Source organism: Chitinophaga fulva, assembly GCF_012927205.1.
Lineage (GTDB): Bacteria > Bacteroidota > Bacteroidia > Chitinophagales > Chitinophagaceae > Chitinophaga > Chitinophaga fulva.
The window spans coordinates 942,825-960,741 of sequence record NZ_JABBGC010000004.1 but is presented as its reverse complement, the minus strand read 5'-3'; the positions used below and the strand labels follow the sequence as shown (position 1 = coordinate 960,741).

Annotated in this window: 15 protein-coding genes; 5 read left to right on the top strand and 10 right to left on the bottom strand. The window is 49.4% G+C overall.

The features are described from left to right. The first annotated feature begins 3 nt into the window (after positions 1-3). Positions 4-1,371, top strand: a complete 1,368-nt coding sequence (locus HHL17_RS32355; RefSeq protein ID WP_169228930.1) for a sigma-54-dependent transcriptional regulator — start codon at positions 4-6, stop codon at positions 1,369-1,371. An 8-nt stretch (positions 1,372-1,379) separates the two neighbouring features. Next, positions 1,380-2,015, top strand: coding sequence for a TMEM175 family protein (locus tag HHL17_RS32350; protein ID WP_169228929.1), 636 nt, complete (start codon positions 1,380-1,382; stop codon positions 2,013-2,015). On the opposite strand, the gene HHL17_RS32345 is transcribed toward HHL17_RS32350, so the two are convergent. After that, positions 2,012-3,628, bottom strand: a complete 1,617-nt coding sequence (locus HHL17_RS32345) for a sigma-54-dependent Fis family transcriptional regulator (RefSeq protein WP_169228928.1) — start codon at positions 3,626-3,628, stop codon at positions 2,012-2,014. The genes HHL17_RS32350 and HHL17_RS32345 overlap by 4 nt on opposite strands. A 181-nt stretch (positions 3,629-3,809) precedes the next feature. Here HHL17_RS32345 and HHL17_RS32340 point away from each other — a divergent pair, with 181 nt between their 5' ends. After that, positions 3,810-4,391, top strand: coding sequence for a Crp/Fnr family transcriptional regulator (locus HHL17_RS32340; RefSeq protein WP_169228927.1), 582 nt, complete (start codon positions 3,810-3,812; stop codon positions 4,389-4,391). Between the two features lie 3 nt (positions 4,392-4,394). Here HHL17_RS32340 and HHL17_RS32335 read toward each other — a convergent pair whose 3' ends face one another. From HHL17_RS32335 to HHL17_RS32315, 5 genes are all read right to left on the bottom strand, one after another. Further along, the gene (locus tag HHL17_RS32335; RefSeq protein WP_169228926.1) at positions 4,395-5,012 is read right to left on the bottom strand and encodes an alpha/beta hydrolase; all 618 of its coding nucleotides are present in this window, start codon (positions 5,010-5,012) and stop codon (positions 4,395-4,397) included. A 7-nt stretch (positions 5,013-5,019) separates the two neighbouring features. Next, positions 5,020-5,955, bottom strand: coding sequence for a ring-cleaving dioxygenase (locus HHL17_RS32330; protein WP_169228925.1), 936 nt, complete (start codon positions 5,953-5,955; stop codon positions 5,020-5,022). A 10-nt stretch (positions 5,956-5,965) separates the two neighbouring features. Further along, on the bottom strand, positions 5,966-6,283 hold the full coding sequence (locus HHL17_RS32325; RefSeq protein ID WP_169228924.1) for a response regulator: 318 nt from the start codon (positions 6,281-6,283) through the stop codon (positions 5,966-5,968). Positions 6,284-6,294: 11 nt separating this feature from the next. Then, on the bottom strand, positions 6,295-7,017 hold the full coding sequence (locus tag HHL17_RS32320) for a pirin family protein (protein WP_169228923.1): 723 nt from the start codon (positions 7,015-7,017) through the stop codon (positions 6,295-6,297). Positions 7,018-7,189: 172 nt separating this feature from the next. Beyond that, entirely contained in the window at positions 7,190-8,011 is an 822-nt protein-coding gene (locus HHL17_RS32315; protein WP_169228922.1) for an alpha/beta fold hydrolase, read from the bottom strand. A gap of 213 nt (positions 8,012-8,224) precedes the next feature. Between HHL17_RS32315 and HHL17_RS32310 the strand changes: the two genes are divergently transcribed. Both HHL17_RS32310 and HHL17_RS32305 read left to right on the top strand, forming a co-directional pair. Continuing rightward, a complete protein-coding gene (locus tag HHL17_RS32310) occupies positions 8,225-9,082 on the top strand; it encodes a helix-turn-helix domain-containing protein (protein WP_169228921.1) in 858 nt (285 codons plus the stop codon). Positions 9,083-9,176: 94 nt separating this feature from the next. Beyond that, positions 9,177-9,956: an alpha/beta hydrolase gene (locus tag HHL17_RS32305; RefSeq protein WP_169228920.1), complete on the top strand. Its 780-nt coding sequence runs from the start codon at positions 9,177-9,179 to the stop codon at positions 9,954-9,956. Between the two features lie 85 nt (positions 9,957-10,041). On the opposite strand, the gene HHL17_RS32300 is transcribed toward HHL17_RS32305, so the two are convergent. The 4 genes from HHL17_RS32300 to HHL17_RS32285 form a co-directional block, all read right to left on the bottom strand. After that, positions 10,042-10,734 (bottom strand): DUF3823 domain-containing protein, encoded by a 693-nt coding sequence (locus HHL17_RS32300; RefSeq protein WP_169228919.1) that lies wholly within the window; start codon positions 10,732-10,734, stop codon positions 10,042-10,044. 11 nt (positions 10,735-10,745) lie between these two features. Then, a complete protein-coding gene (locus tag HHL17_RS32295; RefSeq protein WP_169228918.1) occupies positions 10,746-12,617 on the bottom strand; it encodes a RagB/SusD family nutrient uptake outer membrane protein in 1,872 nt (623 codons plus the stop codon). Between the two features lie 10 nt (positions 12,618-12,627). Continuing rightward, on the bottom strand, positions 12,628-15,768 hold the full coding sequence (locus HHL17_RS32290) for a SusC/RagA family TonB-linked outer membrane protein (RefSeq protein ID WP_169228917.1): 3,141 nt from the start codon (positions 15,766-15,768) through the stop codon (positions 12,628-12,630). 111 nt (positions 15,769-15,879) lie between these two features. Next, on the bottom strand, positions 15,880-17,916 hold the full coding sequence (locus HHL17_RS32285) for a beta-L-arabinofuranosidase domain-containing protein (RefSeq protein WP_169228916.1): 2,037 nt from the start codon (positions 17,914-17,916) through the stop codon (positions 15,880-15,882). Between the last annotated feature and the right edge of the window lies 1 nt (position 17,917).

Here is a 17,917-nt window from a genome sequence, read left to right as displayed (position 1 = left end):
ATTATGGCTGACAAAGAAAAAATACTGATCGTAGAAGATGAATTCATCGTGGGCAATGACCTGAAAATGATGCTGGTCAAAGGCGGCTATGATGTTTGCGGAATTGCCGCTTCCGTGGAACAGGCCAGAACACTGATTGCACAAAAACGGCCCGATTGGGTGTTGCTGGACATCATCCTGAAAACGCCCACCAGTGGTATTGAATTGGCGAAAGAACTGTTGCAGCGCCGGATACCATTCCTTTATATTTCTGCCAATACCAACCAACAAACACTGGAAGCCGCCAAGGCCACCCAGCCCTATGGTTTCCTGGTAAAACCTTTCCGGGAGCGCGATCTTTTTGTGATGCTCGATATCGCCCGTTACCGCCACGGCGTGGAAACCGGTATGATAAAAGAAGAGACGCTCACCGTGCCCGCAGAAACAACGCTGGACCCGGATATCATCGGCAGCAGCACTGCGATGAAAAAAGCACAGGAGCAGGCAGGGATAGTGGCACCTACCAACACATCTGTATTGTTGCTCGGCGAAAGCGGTACCGGGAAAGAACGTTTTGCCCAGGCCATCCATAAAAACTCGCTGAGGAAAAATAAACCTTTCATTACCGTCAACTGTGCAGCGCTACCGATCTCCCTGCTGGAATCCGAGCTGTTTGGCCATGAACGCGGCGCCTTCACCGGCGCGGTGCAGAAACGTGTCGGAAAATTTGAACAGGCACATGGCGGCACGCTCTTTCTCGATGAGATCGGAGAACTTCCACTGGAAGCACAGGTGAAGCTGCTGCGTACATTACAGGAAAAAGAGATCGAAAAGCTGGGTGGTGGCCAGCTCACCAAAGTAGATGTACGCGTGATTGCCGCCACCAACAGAAACCTGGAGAAAGAAGTGGCCGAAGGAAGATTCCGGCTGGACCTGTACTACCGGCTCAACGTATTTCCCATTGCGCTCCCGCCACTTCGCGAGCACAAAGAAGATATTCGCCCGCTGGCCCTTTATTTCCTGAAAAAACTATCAGACAACGCCGGCAAAAAAATATCCGGCATGAATGAAACAGTACTGCAAACACTTGAACAGCATGACTGGCCCGGCAACATCCGTGAACTGGAACACCTGGTAGAACGACAGTTTATCCTGGCAGACGGAGAACAAATCAATTCGATAGAAATCCCCACCTCCCAAACGGCGCTCATGCACACCGCTGAAAAGCTGGAAACGATGGAAGAGATGGAAAGGGCCCATATCCTGAAAGTGCTGAAAGCCTGCAACGGCCGTGTGTCGGGTGATATGGGCGCAGCGGAGGTCCTCAAAATATCCGCACAAACATTGTATTCAAAGATGAAAAAACTGGGTATAAAAACTACCTATAAATAATCTGTCCGATGGAAAAAGAAACGGCAAGAATAGAAGGATTCAGCGATGGGGTGTTTGCGATCGCCATCACCCTGCTGGTACTGGAACTACGTATACCCGATGCCGAAAGTAACAACAACCGGCAGGCACTGGCCAACAGCCTCCTGGCACAATGGCCGTCCTTTCTGGCTTTCAGCCTGTCTTTTTTCAGCATCTTCATTATGTGGGTCAACCATCACAAGATGTTCAAACAGATCTACCGGCGTAACAGCACGCTGATGTTTGCCAACGGACTGATTCTCTTTTTAGCCACCTGTATCTCCTACCCCACTGCTTTGCTGGCCAGATACTACGGTACTCCTTCCCTGTCAGTGGCCGTGGCGGTGTATACCGGGCTATTTGTGTTGATCAACCTCGCTTTTAATTTATTGTGGAGCATTGCCAGCCGGAATAGGGAGCTGCTGCGGCCGGAGATCAGCAATGCGGCCATCGGAAAAATCAGGAGAAACTATCAATATGGCATCCCGGTACACCTGTCGGCATTCCTCCTTTCTTTTTACTGGCCCGGTGGGGCATTGATACTATGCGCCTTACTCTGGACCTATTGGGCTTTTACTTCCGGCAGACTTGATTTATCTACCGGAAAAACTACGAACAAGATTTAATCCGGCTCTTTTCCGGTATCAATAAAATGTTCCTTCCTGATACCCAGTTTCTGCATTTTTGACATCAGTGTGGTAGAAGGCAACTGCAACTTGGCGGCCGCGCCCTGAGGGCCGGATATCCTGCCTTTTGACAACTTCACCATTTTCAGGATGTGCTCCCGTTCCACGTCTGCCAGTGAACGCACCTGTATTCCAGTATCCTGGCGGGCAAATAACATTTTATTGCTGACCGGCAGGCTAACGTCCGTGATGATATTAGTAGTGGTAAGCAGCACCGTTCTTTCAATCAAATGTTCCAGTTCACGGATATTGCCCGGCCATGCATACGCCTTCAATTTCTCCAGTGCTTTAGGCGCAATGCCGTCTACCTTTCTGCCACTGCTAACAGCATATTTTTCGATAAAAAAAGAAACCAGTTCCGGTATGTCTTCCTTTCGTTCTCTCAATGGTGGCAGTGTAATAGGAAACACGCACAGGCGATAGTACAGGTCGCTGCGGAAACGGCCGGCAACAATTTCTGCTTCCAGATTTTTGTTGGTCGCCGCAATGATGCGTACGTTGACTTTCATCACCGATTTTCCGCCGATCCGTTCGATTTCTTTTTCCTGTAAAGCTCTCAATAATTTTGCCTGCATCTCCGGAGGTAGCTCTCCTATTTCATCCAGAAACAACGTGCTGTTATTGGCCAGTTCAAACTTACCAATCCTTTTCTCCAGTGCCCCGGTGAAACTGCCCTTCTCGTGGCCAAACAACTCACTCTCCAGGAGATTGGCCGGGATAGCCGCGCAATTCACTTTGATCATGAGCTTATCCCTCCGTGGGGAGGTGTCATGCACCTGGTGCGCAATCAGTTCCTTTCCGGTTCCCGTTTCTCCCAGGATTAATACCGTAGCATCAGATGATGCCACTTTTGAAACGAGATCGTACACTTTCCGAATGGCGACAGAACCGCCAACGGTCTTTCCTGTCAGGTGTTTTTCTTTTTTCCGTTCTTCCTTCAGATAACTGTTCTCCTGCTCCAGCTGTGTTTTATATTTCCGGATTTCCTCCAGCTGCCATTCTATTTTTTCATTAGCGAGAATATTGGACACTCCTGTTCCCAACTGATCTGCGATGCTTTTGAAAAAACTGAACCGGCGCTTTGAAAAAACGCCTGTCTTCATCGCATAGAGATACAACACCCCTTTAGGCTCTTTTCCGTTGCATACCCTGACCAGCATCATCTCTTTCACCCCGGAGTTATACCAGTGTATGACATAGGCAGGAATATCCCGCAGGCGTATCAGGCTGCGCATATCGAATACCACTGGTTCTTCCGTTTCAATAGCCTTGTTAAATATGCCGTCGTTGATAGGATGTTGCAGGTGGACCACCGGGCTTTCTCCCGTAACGGTTTTTATTTTCTTTTCCGGGCTATAGAGGAAGGGAGAATGTGTGCGGGCATCTTCATTGATCAGGCAAAGCGTGTAATAACTGGCGCCGATATTTTCCAGCAACTGTTCGTTTACGATCTCCCACAGGTCAGGGCGGTGCCGGGCAGCAGCTATTGCTTTCGAAAAACAAAGCAGTGTTTCAAATTCATCGTTTTTACCGGAAATGTCTGTGTTCATCATACAATAATACAAAAGCGCTTATAAATTTACGATATATCGTAAATCCGAATTTACCCCAAAAATAAATTAAACACTGATAATCAACAACATACAACCCGGTACATGGTTTGGCTGTACGGGTTACTTCCTTAGCGAAAAACAGGAAGCGGCACAACATCTAATATCCTATCTTTAATAGACTATGTTCGAACAGATTGACCAATTCGTGAACCGTATCATCACTCTGACGCCGGAAGAGCGGCAGTTATTTCATTCCCTGCTCAAATTCAGGCGGGTAAGGAAACGCACTTACCTGTTGCAGGAAGGTGAAATTTGCGACTTTGAAGCATATATTGTCAAAGGTTGTATCCGTACCTATTACCTGAGTGATGACGGTACAGAAACCATACTTTCCTTTGCCATAGAAGACTGGTGGGTAAGTGACACCTACAGTTTTACAGAGCAGACACCCTCCAATATGTTCATCGAATCACTGGAAGATTGTGAGTTGCTGATCATTGATCGTAAAAGCAAAGCAGCACTGTATGAGAAAATACCCAAGTTCGAGACCTTGTTCCGGTTGCTGATACAACGTTCTCTCTTTGCGCTGCAGCGGCGTTTTCACAGCCTCGTATCACAAACTGCCGAGCAGCGGTATCTGGCTTTCATCGAAAAATACCCCCAGGTGGTACAGCGCGTACCGCAGAACCAGATAGCCCGTTACCTGGGAGTATCGCCCGAGTTTTTAAGCAAAGTGAGAAGCACCATACAGAAAAAGAAATAGCCCTTAGCTAAATACCAGTTCGTTGGCCAGCCTGATCTCATCTTCGATAATGGTATGTCCCATATTGTCGTATATCTTCTCCGTTACACCCGCTCCCATCTTTTGTAAGATGGTAGTAGATTCATGTACCCGCGCAACGGGTACATGGAAATCGGGGTTGGAACTACCAATGAAAACAGGCATGCCATCAAACGTTCCGCTATAATTTTCCGGATAGATTTTATCACCGATCAATCCACCGGTGAAAGCAACGGCACCTCCGTATTTTGCGGCATTTCTGGCAAGGAATTCCAGCGTCAGGCAAGCCCCCTGGGAAAAGCCCAGGAAATAAATATGTTCCCGCGCAATGCCTTGCTGCTGCAAATCGTCTGTCATCTTCTTCAATAAGTCCAGCGCCGAAGAAAGCCATGGTTCATTCTGCGCCGGCGGCGCCAGGAACGACTGTGGATACCAGGTGTAATTGGTAGCCTGAGGCGCCAGCAACGCATAATCACCGACAGGAAACCACTTCGCCAGTGACAGGATATCTTCCGCAGTTGCTCCTCTGCCATGTACCATGATCAATGCCTTCGATGCCGCTGCTACCGGCTTTCCGGCCGTGATAATATTTTCTTTGTGCATGTGACCATTATTTTAACACCGGTAATATCTTTTCAATATCCTTTCTGGCAGGTTCGTATTGTTTGGGGAGCTTAAGACTGCTGCCTAATTTGTCGAGTGGTTCATCCACCGTAAAGCCGGGATTATCAGTTGCGATTTCGAATAGTACGCCACCCGGTTCTCTGAAGTAAAGAGAGAAGAAATAATCCCTGTCGATTTTAGGGGTGATCTCTAATCCTTTGCTCAATATCTTTTCCCGGTATTCCATCTGGATAGCATCATTAGCCACCCGGAAGGCCACGTGGTGATTGGTGCCCGCACCGGTATGTCCCCGCTGTCCGTCTGGCAGCGCCAGCAGATCAATGATACCTGCATTGGCCACAGCATCTGTCATGAAGCGGTAACGGTTGCCTTCCTGCGCAAGCAGGCGATAACCAAATATGTCTGTCAGTACACCGGCGGTGGCATCTATTTCTTTCAGTGATAAAGTAGTACTGTGAAAACCCCTGGTGGCGATATCTGCCTTCACCTCGTCTGTCTGCCAGGGAGTCCTTGTATCAGGTGTTTTAGGCACTACCAGGTTGAGCTGAAGCCCATCAGGATCTGTGAAAGCAAGATAGGGTTCACCGAAGTGCTCTTTTATTTCGGAGAAGGCAACATTAAAGCGTGACAAGCGCTCTTTCCATACTTCCAGGCTGCCTTCGGGCACTGCATAGGTAATTTCTGTTGCCATGCCTGTACCGGTGCGGCCGGGCATAATATTTTCCCATGGGAAGAAGGTCAGGATGGTACCGGGAGTGCCATGTTCATCGCCATAGTAGAAGTGATACGTGCCCGGATCGTCAAAGTTCACGGTCTTTTTGACCATTCTCAGTCCGAGTACTTTCGTATAAAAATCATAGTTGCGTTGGGCATCAGCCGCGATAGCGGTAATATGGTGAAGTCCCAGTATTTTATTTTCCATAGTGTTTGATTTATTTATTGTGATCGAGTGCAGCGCGCAGCTCATTTTCGAGCAGTCCGCTGCCACCTCCGTAATGTCTGATAACGATAGTGGATGAATGATGTGTGTTGACTGCTTCCCGGAATGTTCCTTCATCCGCAACGCTCACACCTACGCAGAGCAATATTGCATCGTAGTTTCCGGTACTTATTTTCTCCAGCCCTTCCGCGCCGGTGAGGGCAATAACGCCTTCCCATCCCGCATGACTGTTCAGCAGCCGCTCTACCACCTGCATGATGGCAGGATCATATCCTATGGCGAGCAGTTTTAATGGTATGTTATGGTCCATGGTGCTGGTTATTACTGGTGAATATTCATAGGTACTTCCATAAGTAATAAACGGGCGTCATCGCTCAGCGCTTTCACCTCAATGGCGGCAGTCTCCGAGATGCCCAGCCCATCTCTTGCCGACAGCTCTTTCCCATCCACGGAGAAGCGGCCATCTATCACAAAGGCATACACGCCGTTTCCCTGCTGGTGAACCGGATAGGTAAAGGAAGTACCATGATCAAAATGACCGGTACTGAACCACACGTCTTTGCGAACATAAGTTCCATCTGCATTGTCCGGTGCTATAAATGCATGCAACCGGTTCCTGGTGGCATCTTGTTGCAGTGTCCCCAGTGTATATCGCGGCGGCGTGTTCAGCGTTTCGGGATATACCCAGATTTGCAGGAACGCAGCCTCCTCATCCTCGCTGTTGTTGTATTCGCTGTGAAACAGGCCGCTGCCGGCGTGCATCACCTGGATAGTACCTGTGGCTGCTATTGCCTTATTACCCGCTGAATCCTCATGTTTAAGGCTTCCTTTCAGGGGAATACTGATAATCTCCATATTATCATGCGGGTGAAGGCCAAATCCCTTACCAGCCGGCAGGGTATCATCATTCAGCACCCGCAGGGCGCCAAAACCCATTCTCCTGGGATTGTAATAGTCGCCGAAACTGAATGTTTTCCGGCTATCCAGCCAATCATGATGGTCATGCCCCCTACTGTCTGCTTTATGAAAAATGTACTGTGCCATTGCCTTTATGTTTATAATACAAAGTTCCGTCATACCGGAAGGCCGGCCTATGAACCAGGTTAAGAAAACGGATTAACATAGATTAAGAATTCGATGATCATCTCCGGTAAAACAAAATGGCCCGGATTGCTCCGGGCCATTGCCATTGGTTCTGACAGATGGTTGTTTTTCTCTATCCTCTGATAAAGGCCAACAGGTCTGCATTGATGGTAGCAGCCTCTGTGGTGGGCATACCATGCGGGAAACCGGGGTAAGAAATCAGTTTGCCGTTCTTCAGAAGCTGGGCGGCTTTTACACCGGTGGTCGCAATCGGAACAATCTGGTCATCTTCACCATGCATCACGAGCACCGGCACATCCACACTTTTCAGGTCTTCGGTAAAATCTGTTTCTGAAAACGCCTTGATACAATCATAATGCGCCTTGATGGCACCCATCATTCCCTGACGCCACCAGTTGTCCATGATACCCTGGGACTTTTTAGCGCCTTCGCGGTTGTAACCATAGAAAGGAATGGTAAAGTCCTGGAAATACTGTTGCCTGTTGGTAGCGGTATTAACGCGTATTTCATCGAATACAGACATTGGAACACCATCAGGGTTGTTTTCATTCTTCACCATGATAGGAGTTACAGCGCTCACCAGCACGGCTTTGGCCACACGGCCCTGTCCATATTTAGCCACATAACGGATCACTTCTCCACCACCTGTAGAGTGACCAATATGCACTGCATTTTTCAAGTCCAGCGCTTTAACCAGCTCTGCTACGTCAGCTGCATAGGTGTCCATATCATGCCCAATGGCCGTCTGGCTGGACCTTCCATGTCCTCTGCGGTCAAAAGCGATCACCCTGAAACCCTGGTTCAGGAAAAAAATCATCTGCGCATCCCAGTCATCGCTGGATAATGGCCATCCATGATGGAACACCAGCGGTTGACCTGTTCCCCAATCTTTGTAATAAATCTCAGTGCCGTCTTTTACTGTAATCTTGTTCATGTCTTTAGGTTTTGAAGTTTAGTGAATTGATATGTTTTGAAAAGCAGGAAACAACCATTATTGCACCACAAAAATCGTTCACCTAATACCCAACACCCAATAACCTATCTTAAGAATCAACCTTAATCTAGATTAATAATCACCGGATAATAAAAATTATGTGTATATTATTGATACAGTCGATATGTGTAATTTTATCGCTAAATATCCCAGATGAAGCTCAAACTAAAGGAAGACAATACCGGCGGGGAACTGCTGCTTTTTAAAGACGAAGCAGGTTTCGACAGACAGGTATACACCAAAGACCGGTTCAATAAATACTTCACCATCGCCTGGAACCCGGGGAAAAGCCAGACCGTCACCATCGACGAAATGGAATATGAATTTCCGCCCAATACCTTGCTAACACTGCTATTCAACCAGTCCTTCAGTTTTGAACATGCTGAAAACATCGTAGCATGGCAGTTCAACCGGGAATTCTATTGCATCATCGACCACGACAGTGAAGTAAGCTGCGTGGGATTCCTGTTCAGCAGCACAGACCACCTCATCGTAAAGCTGAGTGATCATGCGCAACAAAAGCTGCAATTATTGTCTGATGTATTTATAGAAGAGTTTAAAACCTCAGACCATATCCAGAACGAAATGTTGCTGGTGCTCTTAAAACGCCTCATCATCTATGTGACCAGCCTCGCCAAATCCGGATATGTGCCTTCTAAAAAGTTACCAGACGAGCGGTTCCATATTATCCGGAAATTCAACTTGCTGGTAGAAGCCAACTTTAAAACAGAACACTCCGTTAGTTTTTATGCCGGACTATTATGTAAGTCCCCCAAAACACTATCGAACCTATTTGCGTTATATAACCAGAAAACCCCATCACAGATCATTCAGGACAGAATTGTAGTAGAAGCCAGGAGGCTGCTGGCTTACACAGACAAATCCGTAAAACACATCACTTTTGAACTGGGATTTGAAGATGTAGCGTATTTCTCCAATTTCTTTAAGAAGAACGCCGGCACATCGCCTTCTGACTTCAGAAGCAAAGGGATTTCCGAAAAAGGGAAATAATTACAACAGACCGGGTAATGTGCTCATCAGGCAGGCCTGCTTTTCATCGCATCTTTGTATCGTTGATTCAAACAAACACTTCAACACTATAAATATGAAAAAGCAATCACTCCTCAACACCCTGAAAGGTACTATCCTGGCCCTCACCCTCGCCCTTTTCACTTTTACCGCCGCCAGCGCACAGACCATAAAAAATGTGGTACTGGTACACGGCGCATTTGCGGACGGCTCCGGTTACAAAGGTGTATATGAAGCATTGACCAAACAGGGTTACCATGTTACAGTTGTACAAAATCCGCTGACCTCCCTTGAAGATGATGTAACCGCCACCAAACTGGCGCTGGATGCGCAGGACGGACCGGCTATTCTCGCCGGCCACTCATGGGGAGGCGTCGTTATCACAGAAGCGGGGACTCACCCCAAGGTAGCCGGACTGGTATACATTGCCGCTTTCCAGCCCGACAACAATGAAACAGCCCTCAAATGGTTCCAGACCGCGCCTCCTGCTCCTGAAAACGGCGTATTGCCTGCAGATGCCAAGGGTATCGTTTACTACGACAAAGCGAAATTCCACGCAGGCTTCTGCGCCGATGTAAGCAAGGAAGAAGCCGCATTCATGTATGCATCACAGGGCGCATTTTATGGTAAATGTTTCGTTTCCCCGGTTACCGATGCCGCCTGGAGACACAAGCCCACCTTCGGTATCATAGCCACAGAAGATAAAAGCATCAATCCCGACATCCAACGGAATATGTACAAACGCTCCAACACCAAAGTCACTGAGATAAAAGGCAGCCACGCTGTATATATCTCACAACCACAGAAAGTAGCCAACGTCATCATCGAAGCTGCTAAAGCAGTATCCGGTAAATAACCCCTGACAACATTTTCCATAAAAAGAAAACCGGGAAAATTTTTCCCGGTTTTTCTTTTGTTGATCGATCCTCGTTCCCTGTTCATTATAATTTTTGTTCGATGACCGGCGAGAAGATCATATCCTCCACACCTTCTATTTTCACCCCAACCCGAACAAACACCGAAGACTGGGCCGGATTGACAGCCGGCACATTTACCTGCAGCGTAATGTTGCCCGGGTCCTGGATATCGCCACCATTGATGCTTTGCGTGGCGATGTTATTGATACCGTCCACAAATTGTGTTCTATTAACGTATAACGTAATACGCTCTACGTTTTTAGCACGGGTGTCAGTGATGATTTTGTCCAGTTTACAGTTAGTTGTCACCTGGCGGCCGTTGGCGCTGGCTTTGGCGTTCCGGATCATGTAATAGGGCAATACTGCTATATCCATGGTACGGTCGCCTTTCAGCTGCAACAACATAGTATCGGTATGGCTGGCGGCATCCGGCAGCGTAAGATAAGGCCCCTGGCCTTTGGGCAGCACCAGCTGATAGTTGCCATCAAACAGCAGCGACGAAAATGAGCCATCCTGCGCTATGGCAACGTTGACGGGCGTACGTTTTCCCCAGCCGGATTCCCACAGTTCAAAAAAAACCTCTCCCTGGCTTACATTCACCGCTTCTCCCTGGCAGATGATACGGCCTTTGAAGCTGGTGCCGGGCGCAGCATAGTTGTCCTTTTTACAGGAAGCCGCCAGTAATACAATTATGATGATAAATAAACTGTTTCTCATGTGAGTGGATTTTACTGGTTAGGATTTTTGATCACCAACGGATTGTTGTTCCGGATATCATCCCCAATGAAAGAATAATAGTTGCCCAGCCTGAACTGGTGCGCACTGGTCACATTGCTGGGAAGCACTTTTTTGAACACCCATTTGCCGTCCTGCGGTGAACCAGGATTGTAGATGCGGTAAGGCAACAGTCCAAAGACGCGGGTACTGGTGGACCGGGCGTTTTCCGGGTGAGTGGTCAAATCGGTGGACAGGCCATCCCATATCACATGGGCGAGACGCCAGCGTTTCATGTCCCAGAGCTGGTGCCCTTCAAATGCCAGTTCCACTTTCCTTTCATGAACAATACGATCGAAGGTAATCTCAGCAGGCGTAAGCGGAACCGTAAGACCGGCGCGCGCCCGCACCTGGTTGAGATAACCTGCCGCAGTGCTTTTATCGCCCAGTTCAAAAGCTGCTTCTGCCGCATTGAGCAGCACTTCTGCATAACGGTAACGCACCCACCACACTTCACTCTTGGTACCAATACGACCGGAGCCAACAGCAGGGTCCTGGTACTTACGCACATAGAAGCCTGTCTGGGCGCTGAACTCCAGGTTGTCGATCGGTCCGTCGAAACCCACTACCTGTATACGATTGCCGCCTACTACGGCTTGTCCGCCGAAGTTATTGGCGGTCACAATGCTGCCGTCTTTCAGGATATACCCGGCCCAGATATCTACTTTTTTGCTTTTGAACTCTGTACCGGGAAGTATAACGGTACCGGCCAAACGTGCATCACGACCGGCAAACATATCTTCCGGTTTATCGTAGTAGATATAATCGCCGCCAGCTGCATTGGTGGCATACGGCGCAAAGGTGTTGTCCAGTTTTTCAAATGACTGTACCAGGTTCAGTGAGGGGTTCAGCCGGCCGCCCTGCTGCTCTTCAGCGAGCGAACGCGGCTGATTGGCCAATGTCCATTCCTGTACTTTACCGCTTTGCAGCTTGAAGTCCTTGACGAAAATAACTTCAGGATTGCCGCCTTTATCATAAAACAGCGCAGCGAAATTCTCGGAGAGATTATCCGGCTTTTTATTGTACAGCGCATACTTACCGCTGTTAATCAATTGCTGGGTCGCCGCCAGCGCCGTTTTATAATAGCCATCTGCCATGGAAGCAGGAATACCCACCTCACCGCCGGGCAATGATACCTGCGGCGTGGTGGCCCCGTATTTGGCTATCGACGCAGCATACAGGGCGGCGCGTGCTTTTGTGGCAAGCACCAGCCCTTTGGTGGCCCTGCTCTTAATATTGGCATCATCCGGCAACGCCGGCATGACGGCATCCATCTCTTTGATCACAAAATCATATATCTCCGATTCTTTCTGGCGCGGCCTTTGCAGCGCGCTGGGGTCTCCTTTGTAATCATATGTCAATGGTTCCAGCACCAACGGTACACCACCCATACGTTTCACCAGTTCGAAATACACATTGGCACGCAGGAAACGGGCCTCTGCCAGGAAACGGTCCCTGGTCTCAGGTTTCAGCAGGTTCGCTTTACTGCACTTTTCGATGAACAGGTTCAGTTCACGGATATAACCATAATCCCAGAAGCCCCAGGCGCCATAACCATATTGCTGGTTCTTGTGCCGGCCATACTGCCCGAACTCAGAAGCGAACGCTTCATCAAAAGTGGCAAACTCCGACCAGTTTTCGATGGTCTGATAATCCGGATAACGGTCATACAGATTTGCGATCACTGACAAGACCAGCACCTCGTCTTTCCACACCTGCTCATCCAGCAAAATATTGCTGGGCGCCCGGTTCAGAAAATCGTCATTGCTTTTCGCACACCCGAATAGGGTCAACATCAACAGTATATAAAAACCATATGTTCTCATAAAATAGCTTTTAGAAAGTGAGATTGAAACCAACGTTGATAAATTTGTTCTGCGGATACTGCAGTCCGTTCTCGTCGGCTATTTCCGGTTCAATGCCCAGCTGTTTCACATTGTCAATGGAAAACAGGTTGTAGGTATTAACATACAGGCGGACTTTCTTCAGCTTAATCCTGTCCAGCCAGGGCTGTGGCAGCGTGTATCCCAGCTCCATGGTCCGCAGGCGGATATAATGCACGTTGGTCAGCCAGAAAGTAGATGGTTTGTTGTAGTTACTGTGACCGCCATCGTTGAAACGCAGCGCCGGGTACTTACCGGATATCCATTTGCTGTTCACATCGAACGGATCTTCGCGGTGCCAGCGGTCTTCGTAGAATTGTTTCAGCAGGTTGCCATTGTTCTGATAAGGCCAGCGCATCTCCCAGTTTTGTGAGAAAGAATACAAAGAGCCTCCGGAAAAGTCGGCAGAGAAATCGATGCCTTTCCAGCGCAAACCAATGTTAAAACCAATACCGATGGTAGGATTGCCGGTGGTCTGATAACCAATAGGGCGCATGTCTAAATCGTTGATAATACCATCGCCATTGGTGTCTTTGTAAATCAAATCACCAGGCAACATTGTTTTGTTACCTTTTCCATCGATATTAACGGGGTAGTGGTTGATTTCCTCCTGTGATTTAAACTGCCCTACGACCTCATATCCCCAGTAAATACCGCTCCAGCGGTTTTCCTGTGAATTCCGGTAGTGGTCCAGTGAGTTTCCCCACAGCGGCTTATAGGACTGCAGGAAACGGCCACGGGAGTACGAAAAGTTACCGCCTACCATAAACTGCACCTGACCTACTTTTCCGTTGTATGCGGCAGATATTTCCCCGCCCACCTGTGCGTCACTGTTCACGTTTTCTTCAGGCAAAGCATAACCTATTTCACTGGGCACCAGGATATCATACTTAGGGCCACGCAAGCCGGTACGTTTACGGTAGAAGTAATCCACCGCGCCGGTCACTTTGCCGTTCCACAACGAGTAGTCGATACCGATGTCTGTGATACGGGATACGAACCAGGACAGGCGGTTATTCGGAACACCTTTGTCAGCAGAGCCTACCACCACCTGGCCATCGAGGATCACTTTGGAAACGTTGTATTTGTAACCTGACATATAATCGTAAGGGCCGATACCAATATCATCATCACCCAGCTCCCCATAGGAAGCGCGGACCTTCAGGTCTGTGAGGATGCTGTTGCGCCCGAGGAGATTGCGGAAAAAGCCTTCCTCTGTAATGCGCCATCCGGCAGATATAGAGGGAAAGAAGCCCCAGCGTCTGTCTGGTGCAAACTTCCAGGATGCATCGCTTCTGCCGGCAACTTCCAGGAAATATTTATCTGCATAGCTGTAGTTGAGGCGACCGATATAGCCGATCCGCGCCTGCGTATCATCGTTATCGTTATAAGTGTCCATATCGGCAAACTGGATCAGGGGCAACACATTGTTTTTAGGAACGGCATGCAGCCATACGTCCAGCTCCCGGCGGACGATCCGTTCTGCCACAAAAGTGGCGCCGATGCTATGTCTGCCGAAGGTATTGGCATAATTCGCCTGTCCCTGCGTTACCTGTTCCAGTATCTTACGGGTACCTCTTTCCCGCCATGGGTTGGAGCTGCCGCCGGTGCGACGATAGGTGCTGTCTTGCGGATAAAAGGTATAAGTGTCATAGGTATACTCGTGGCCGTCCATCTGCCGGTCGGCGAAATAGTAGGAGTACATGCCTTTGAGCGTAAGTCCTTTAAGGGGGGTATTGTATTCTGCATTTAAGTTGGTCTGTAATACACGCCAGGTCTCTGTCCAGTAGCCGGAGATGGCTTTAGACTGCACCGCCCAGTTTTCCGTATTATGGCCAATATCATTGGGGTAAGCGGGATTGTCATTGGCGTAGGGCCTTTCTGTGGGACGGTTACGGAACAGGGCGAAACGTGGCGCCCAATAGTCATCCCCGCCCGGTACGCCGGGGTTGTCGCGTTCTTCTATGCGGCCATTGATCTGCACGCCTACTTTGAGGCGTTTGGTGATACGGGCATCCACATTGCTCTGGATATTGGTGCGATTAAAATCGAACTCGCGGCCCAGTACAGATTTCTGATCAAGCCGGGTAACGGAAAGATAGTAGTTGATGTTCTCAGACCCTCCGGTTGCATTCACATTGATAGAGCGTTGCGGAGCGTTCTTTTTGATGATGAAGTCGTACCAATCGAAACTCTGGTAACCTTTCTCGGTGCCGGCTTTCCATTTCTCCAGCTCAGCCGGCGTGATTTGTGTACCAGGGTTTTCGCGGTTCATTTCCGCATCGGCTTTACCCAGCATCCATTCGTAAGCGCCCACTGTTTTAGGGAAGCGTGACCAGCTTTGCCATCCCGTATATCCATCTACGTTAATCAGGTTTCCGCTGCCCATGCGGCCGCGTTTGGTGGTCACCACCACTACCCCGTTGGCTGCACGTACGCCGTAGATGGCCGCAGATGCATCTTTGAGTACTGTAATGCTTTCAATGTCGTTGGGGGAGATGTTATTAAACTGACCGGCATCTTTTTGTATCCCGTCGATCACGTACAGCGGGTTGCCCATGTTACGGATTTGGATATTGGCAGAAGCACCGGGCCTGCCGTCGGGCATGCGGAAGCTTACCCCGGGGATTTTACCTGCCAGCGTAGCACTGACGGTAGAACCATGTACCCGCTCTATGTCTTTGGCCGTAATGGCAGATACCGCGCCAGTCACCGATTCCTTGCGCTGGGTACCATACCCCACCACGATCACCTCCCCCAGGCCTTTATTATCCGGCTCCAGCTGCACCAGCATTGATTTACCGGGGGTAACGGGTAATTCTTTTCGCTGATAGCCTACATAGCTAAAAACGAGTATGGCTTGTTCGTTGGGCACACTGAGGGAAAACGCGCCGAGGTCATTGGTGGAGGCGCCTTTAGCGGTGCCTTTCACACTTACGCTGACGCCGGGCAGCGGACTGCCTTTCTCGTCGGTGACTTTACCGGTGACAGTAATATCCGCCGCAAGTGCCGGAACTCCTGTCAGCAACAGTAACCAAAAGGCAATAAGGGGCAGGTTCCGGGCGAAGCCCGGAAATGGTAATGGTGTTTTCATAACGAGTGTTGTTTGGGTGATTTTGGTTTCCCACCCCGGGCCTTCCCGACGGGTGGCTGTTAGTTAAGTTTTGGTTTTGTCATCACATGTAAAAATACTGGTGTCTATATCCTATCTGACTACGGGAAATGCTACAACTCTTACCTTGGTACATCCGTAAGGCACAAGGGTGATCGTTTCTTCTTCAGCAGCGGCTTGTCCTTTGTAAGTGCCCTCCCGGGTGGTGACAGGCTGCGGGGCCACATCATCCACCAGCTGCCAGGCGGGTAATCTTTTAGCGGAAGTGGTAATGCTAACAGGCGCATGCTCCAGGTTCCAGACGAAATCATTGGAGACAGGCTTGCCCTGGTGAACGGTAAAGTTTTGCACAGGCGCTTTCACGGCTTTCTCCAGCAGGCCATAGTTCCATGGGCCTTCCGGGAATATGCTGAAATATTCTCCTTCCTGTTCATCCACCGCTTTCTCCCAACGCTCGTTTAACTTCAACGCATATACGAGGGGTCCCCTTTCCACAGCGCGGGAATTACGTCCCCAGGCGGATACCGTTACCTCCATGGGCAGTTGCAGTATCAGCTGGTCGTTGTTTTTCCACGCCTGTTGCAGCGTGATGACCTGTCCGCCTTTTTCACGGCGCAACGGCTGCCCGTTGAGCGTGATCACTGCCTCTCGGCACCAGGACGGGATACGCAGCTGTAGCGGGAACTCCACCGTAGCGGAAGTCTGGAAAACAAAGCTGACCTGGCCATCGAAAGGATAGGCGGTTTCTTCTCTGATAGTGACGGACTGTTGTTGTTTGCCCACTTTGGCAGTCACTTCATTGGGGCTGTAACTCAGTGCTGCCAGGCCATGATCAGGTGTGCCATACCACAGGTGGGAGGCAAATTTGGTCCAGCCCTGGTGCATGTTGGACGTGCAACAGGTGTAACCGCTGCGCAGGCCATACACGTTATTCATGCCTTTTTCAAAAGGCAGGGAGAAGTTAAACACGCCTTTTTTCACCTGTACCTGGTTGGCGATCTGGAAGTATTGTTTGTTGTTGTAATCGTCGGTCGTTTGGGTGGGCAGTGCGTTGAAGGTCATTCGTTCAAGGGCGTCCATATAGCGGATATCGCCGGTGATGCCGATAATTTCTTCCAGGGAGAACATGGATTCCACGATGGCGCACAGTTCAGTTCCCTGCGTAGGGGCGTTGCCGTGAAGGTCTTCATCAGCGGAGAAAATACCCATCGGCAGGCCATGCAGGGTCATGAGGTCGCGGAAGCCGGTATGCAGCGAATCGAGGTATTGCCGGTCGCTGGTACGCTGATAGTTTACCACCGGATCTTTCAGTCCCATGGCCACATTCACGCCATGGCGATGCATCCACTGGTGGTCATCCTGTTGGGTGGCGGCATCAATCACCCAGTTACGGTTGCCGAGCCAGGTGGTCCAGGGATAACTCTGGCGATGTATCAGTGCCGCCAGTTCCAACAGGGACGGGTCTTTGCTCTGCTGATACAGCCATTGCACCACCAGCGCATTGTCAGCGCCACGGGAAGTGGCCCACTCTGTCCATTGACCGATGGGGCATTTCTTCAGTACCTGCAATTGATACTGAAAATATTTTTTAAAGAAGGGGATCACGCGACTGTCACCAGTGGCGGTGTAGTACTGCTGCAATACTTTCAGCATCACCATTTTGGGCCACCAGTCTTCCCCTGCTTCAGGGTTATTAACGGTGATGGCTATATTTTTTTCGCGCTCTGCTTTGGTGATGGGGCCGAAATAACCAGATGGACGCTGGTGATCCAGCGTCCAGTTAATATATCGTAGCACTTTTTGTTTCAGCGTGGCATCATCCAGCAGGTAAGCCAATGGTACCGCGCCATCCAGCCAGTAGGGCGTCTCTTCCCAACCATCACCTTTTCCGCCGAGCCAGCCGTTATCGTTTTTTATTTTGTTGTGGACTTCGTCAAGATGGCCGCTGCTGCCCTCGCGCATGATCTGCAACTGATGCAGCAGCCAGCCACGGGGTTTCACAGTACCTAACGGTAATTCCTGATAGACCGGTGCTTTAAAAACAAGAGAAACCGGCGAATGATGAGCATTCGCCGGTGTAAAGCCAACTATAATGGATGTGAGTGCGAACAACGTGGAATAGAAGCGCATA

Excerpts from the sequence above, each read along its gene's own strand:
- HHL17_RS32330 (WP_169228925.1), bottom strand. The coding sequence starts at position 5,955 with ATGGAAAATAAAATACTGGGACTTCACCATATTACCGCTATCGCGGCT.
- HHL17_RS32310 (WP_169228921.1), top strand. The coding sequence starts at position 8,225 with ATGAAGCTCAAACTAAAGGAAGACAATACCGGCGGGGAACTGCTGCTT.
- HHL17_RS32355 (WP_169228930.1), top strand. The coding sequence starts at position 4 with ATGGCTGACAAAGAAAAAATACTGATCGTAGAAGATGAATTCATCGTG.
- HHL17_RS32305 (WP_169228920.1), top strand. The coding sequence starts at position 9,177 with ATGAAAAAGCAATCACTCCTCAACACCCTGAAAGGTACTATCCTGGCC.
- HHL17_RS32295 (WP_169228918.1), bottom strand. The coding sequence starts at position 12,617 with ATGAGAACATATGGTTTTTATATACTGTTGATGTTGACCCTATTCGGG.
- HHL17_RS32335 (WP_169228926.1), bottom strand. The coding sequence starts at position 5,012 with ATGCACAAAGAAAATATTATCACGGCCGGAAAGCCGGTAGCAGCGGCA.
- HHL17_RS32320 (WP_169228923.1), bottom strand. The coding sequence starts at position 7,017 with ATGGCACAGTACATTTTTCATAAAGCAGACAGTAGGGGGCATGACCAT.
- HHL17_RS32315 (WP_169228922.1), bottom strand. The coding sequence starts at position 8,011 with ATGAACAAGATTACAGTAAAAGACGGCACTGAGATTTATTACAAAGAT.
- HHL17_RS32290 (WP_169228917.1), bottom strand. The coding sequence starts at position 15,768 with ATGAAAACACCATTACCATTTCCGGGCTTCGCCCGGAACCTGCCCCTT.
- HHL17_RS32340 (WP_169228927.1), top strand. The coding sequence starts at position 3,810 with ATGTTCGAACAGATTGACCAATTCGTGAACCGTATCATCACTCTGACG.
- HHL17_RS32285 (WP_169228916.1), bottom strand. The coding sequence starts at position 17,916 with ATGCGCTTCTATTCCACGTTGTTCGCACTCACATCCATTATAGTTGGC.
- HHL17_RS32325 (WP_169228924.1), bottom strand. The coding sequence starts at position 6,283 with ATGGACCATAACATACCATTAAAACTGCTCGCCATAGGATATGATCCT.
- HHL17_RS32300 (WP_169228919.1), bottom strand. The coding sequence starts at position 10,734 with ATGAGAAACAGTTTATTTATCATCATAATTGTATTACTGGCGGCTTCC.
- HHL17_RS32350 (WP_169228929.1), top strand. The coding sequence starts at position 1,380 with ATGGAAAAAGAAACGGCAAGAATAGAAGGATTCAGCGATGGGGTGTTT.
- HHL17_RS32345 (WP_169228928.1), bottom strand. The coding sequence starts at position 3,628 with ATGATGAACACAGACATTTCCGGTAAAAACGATGAATTTGAAACACTG.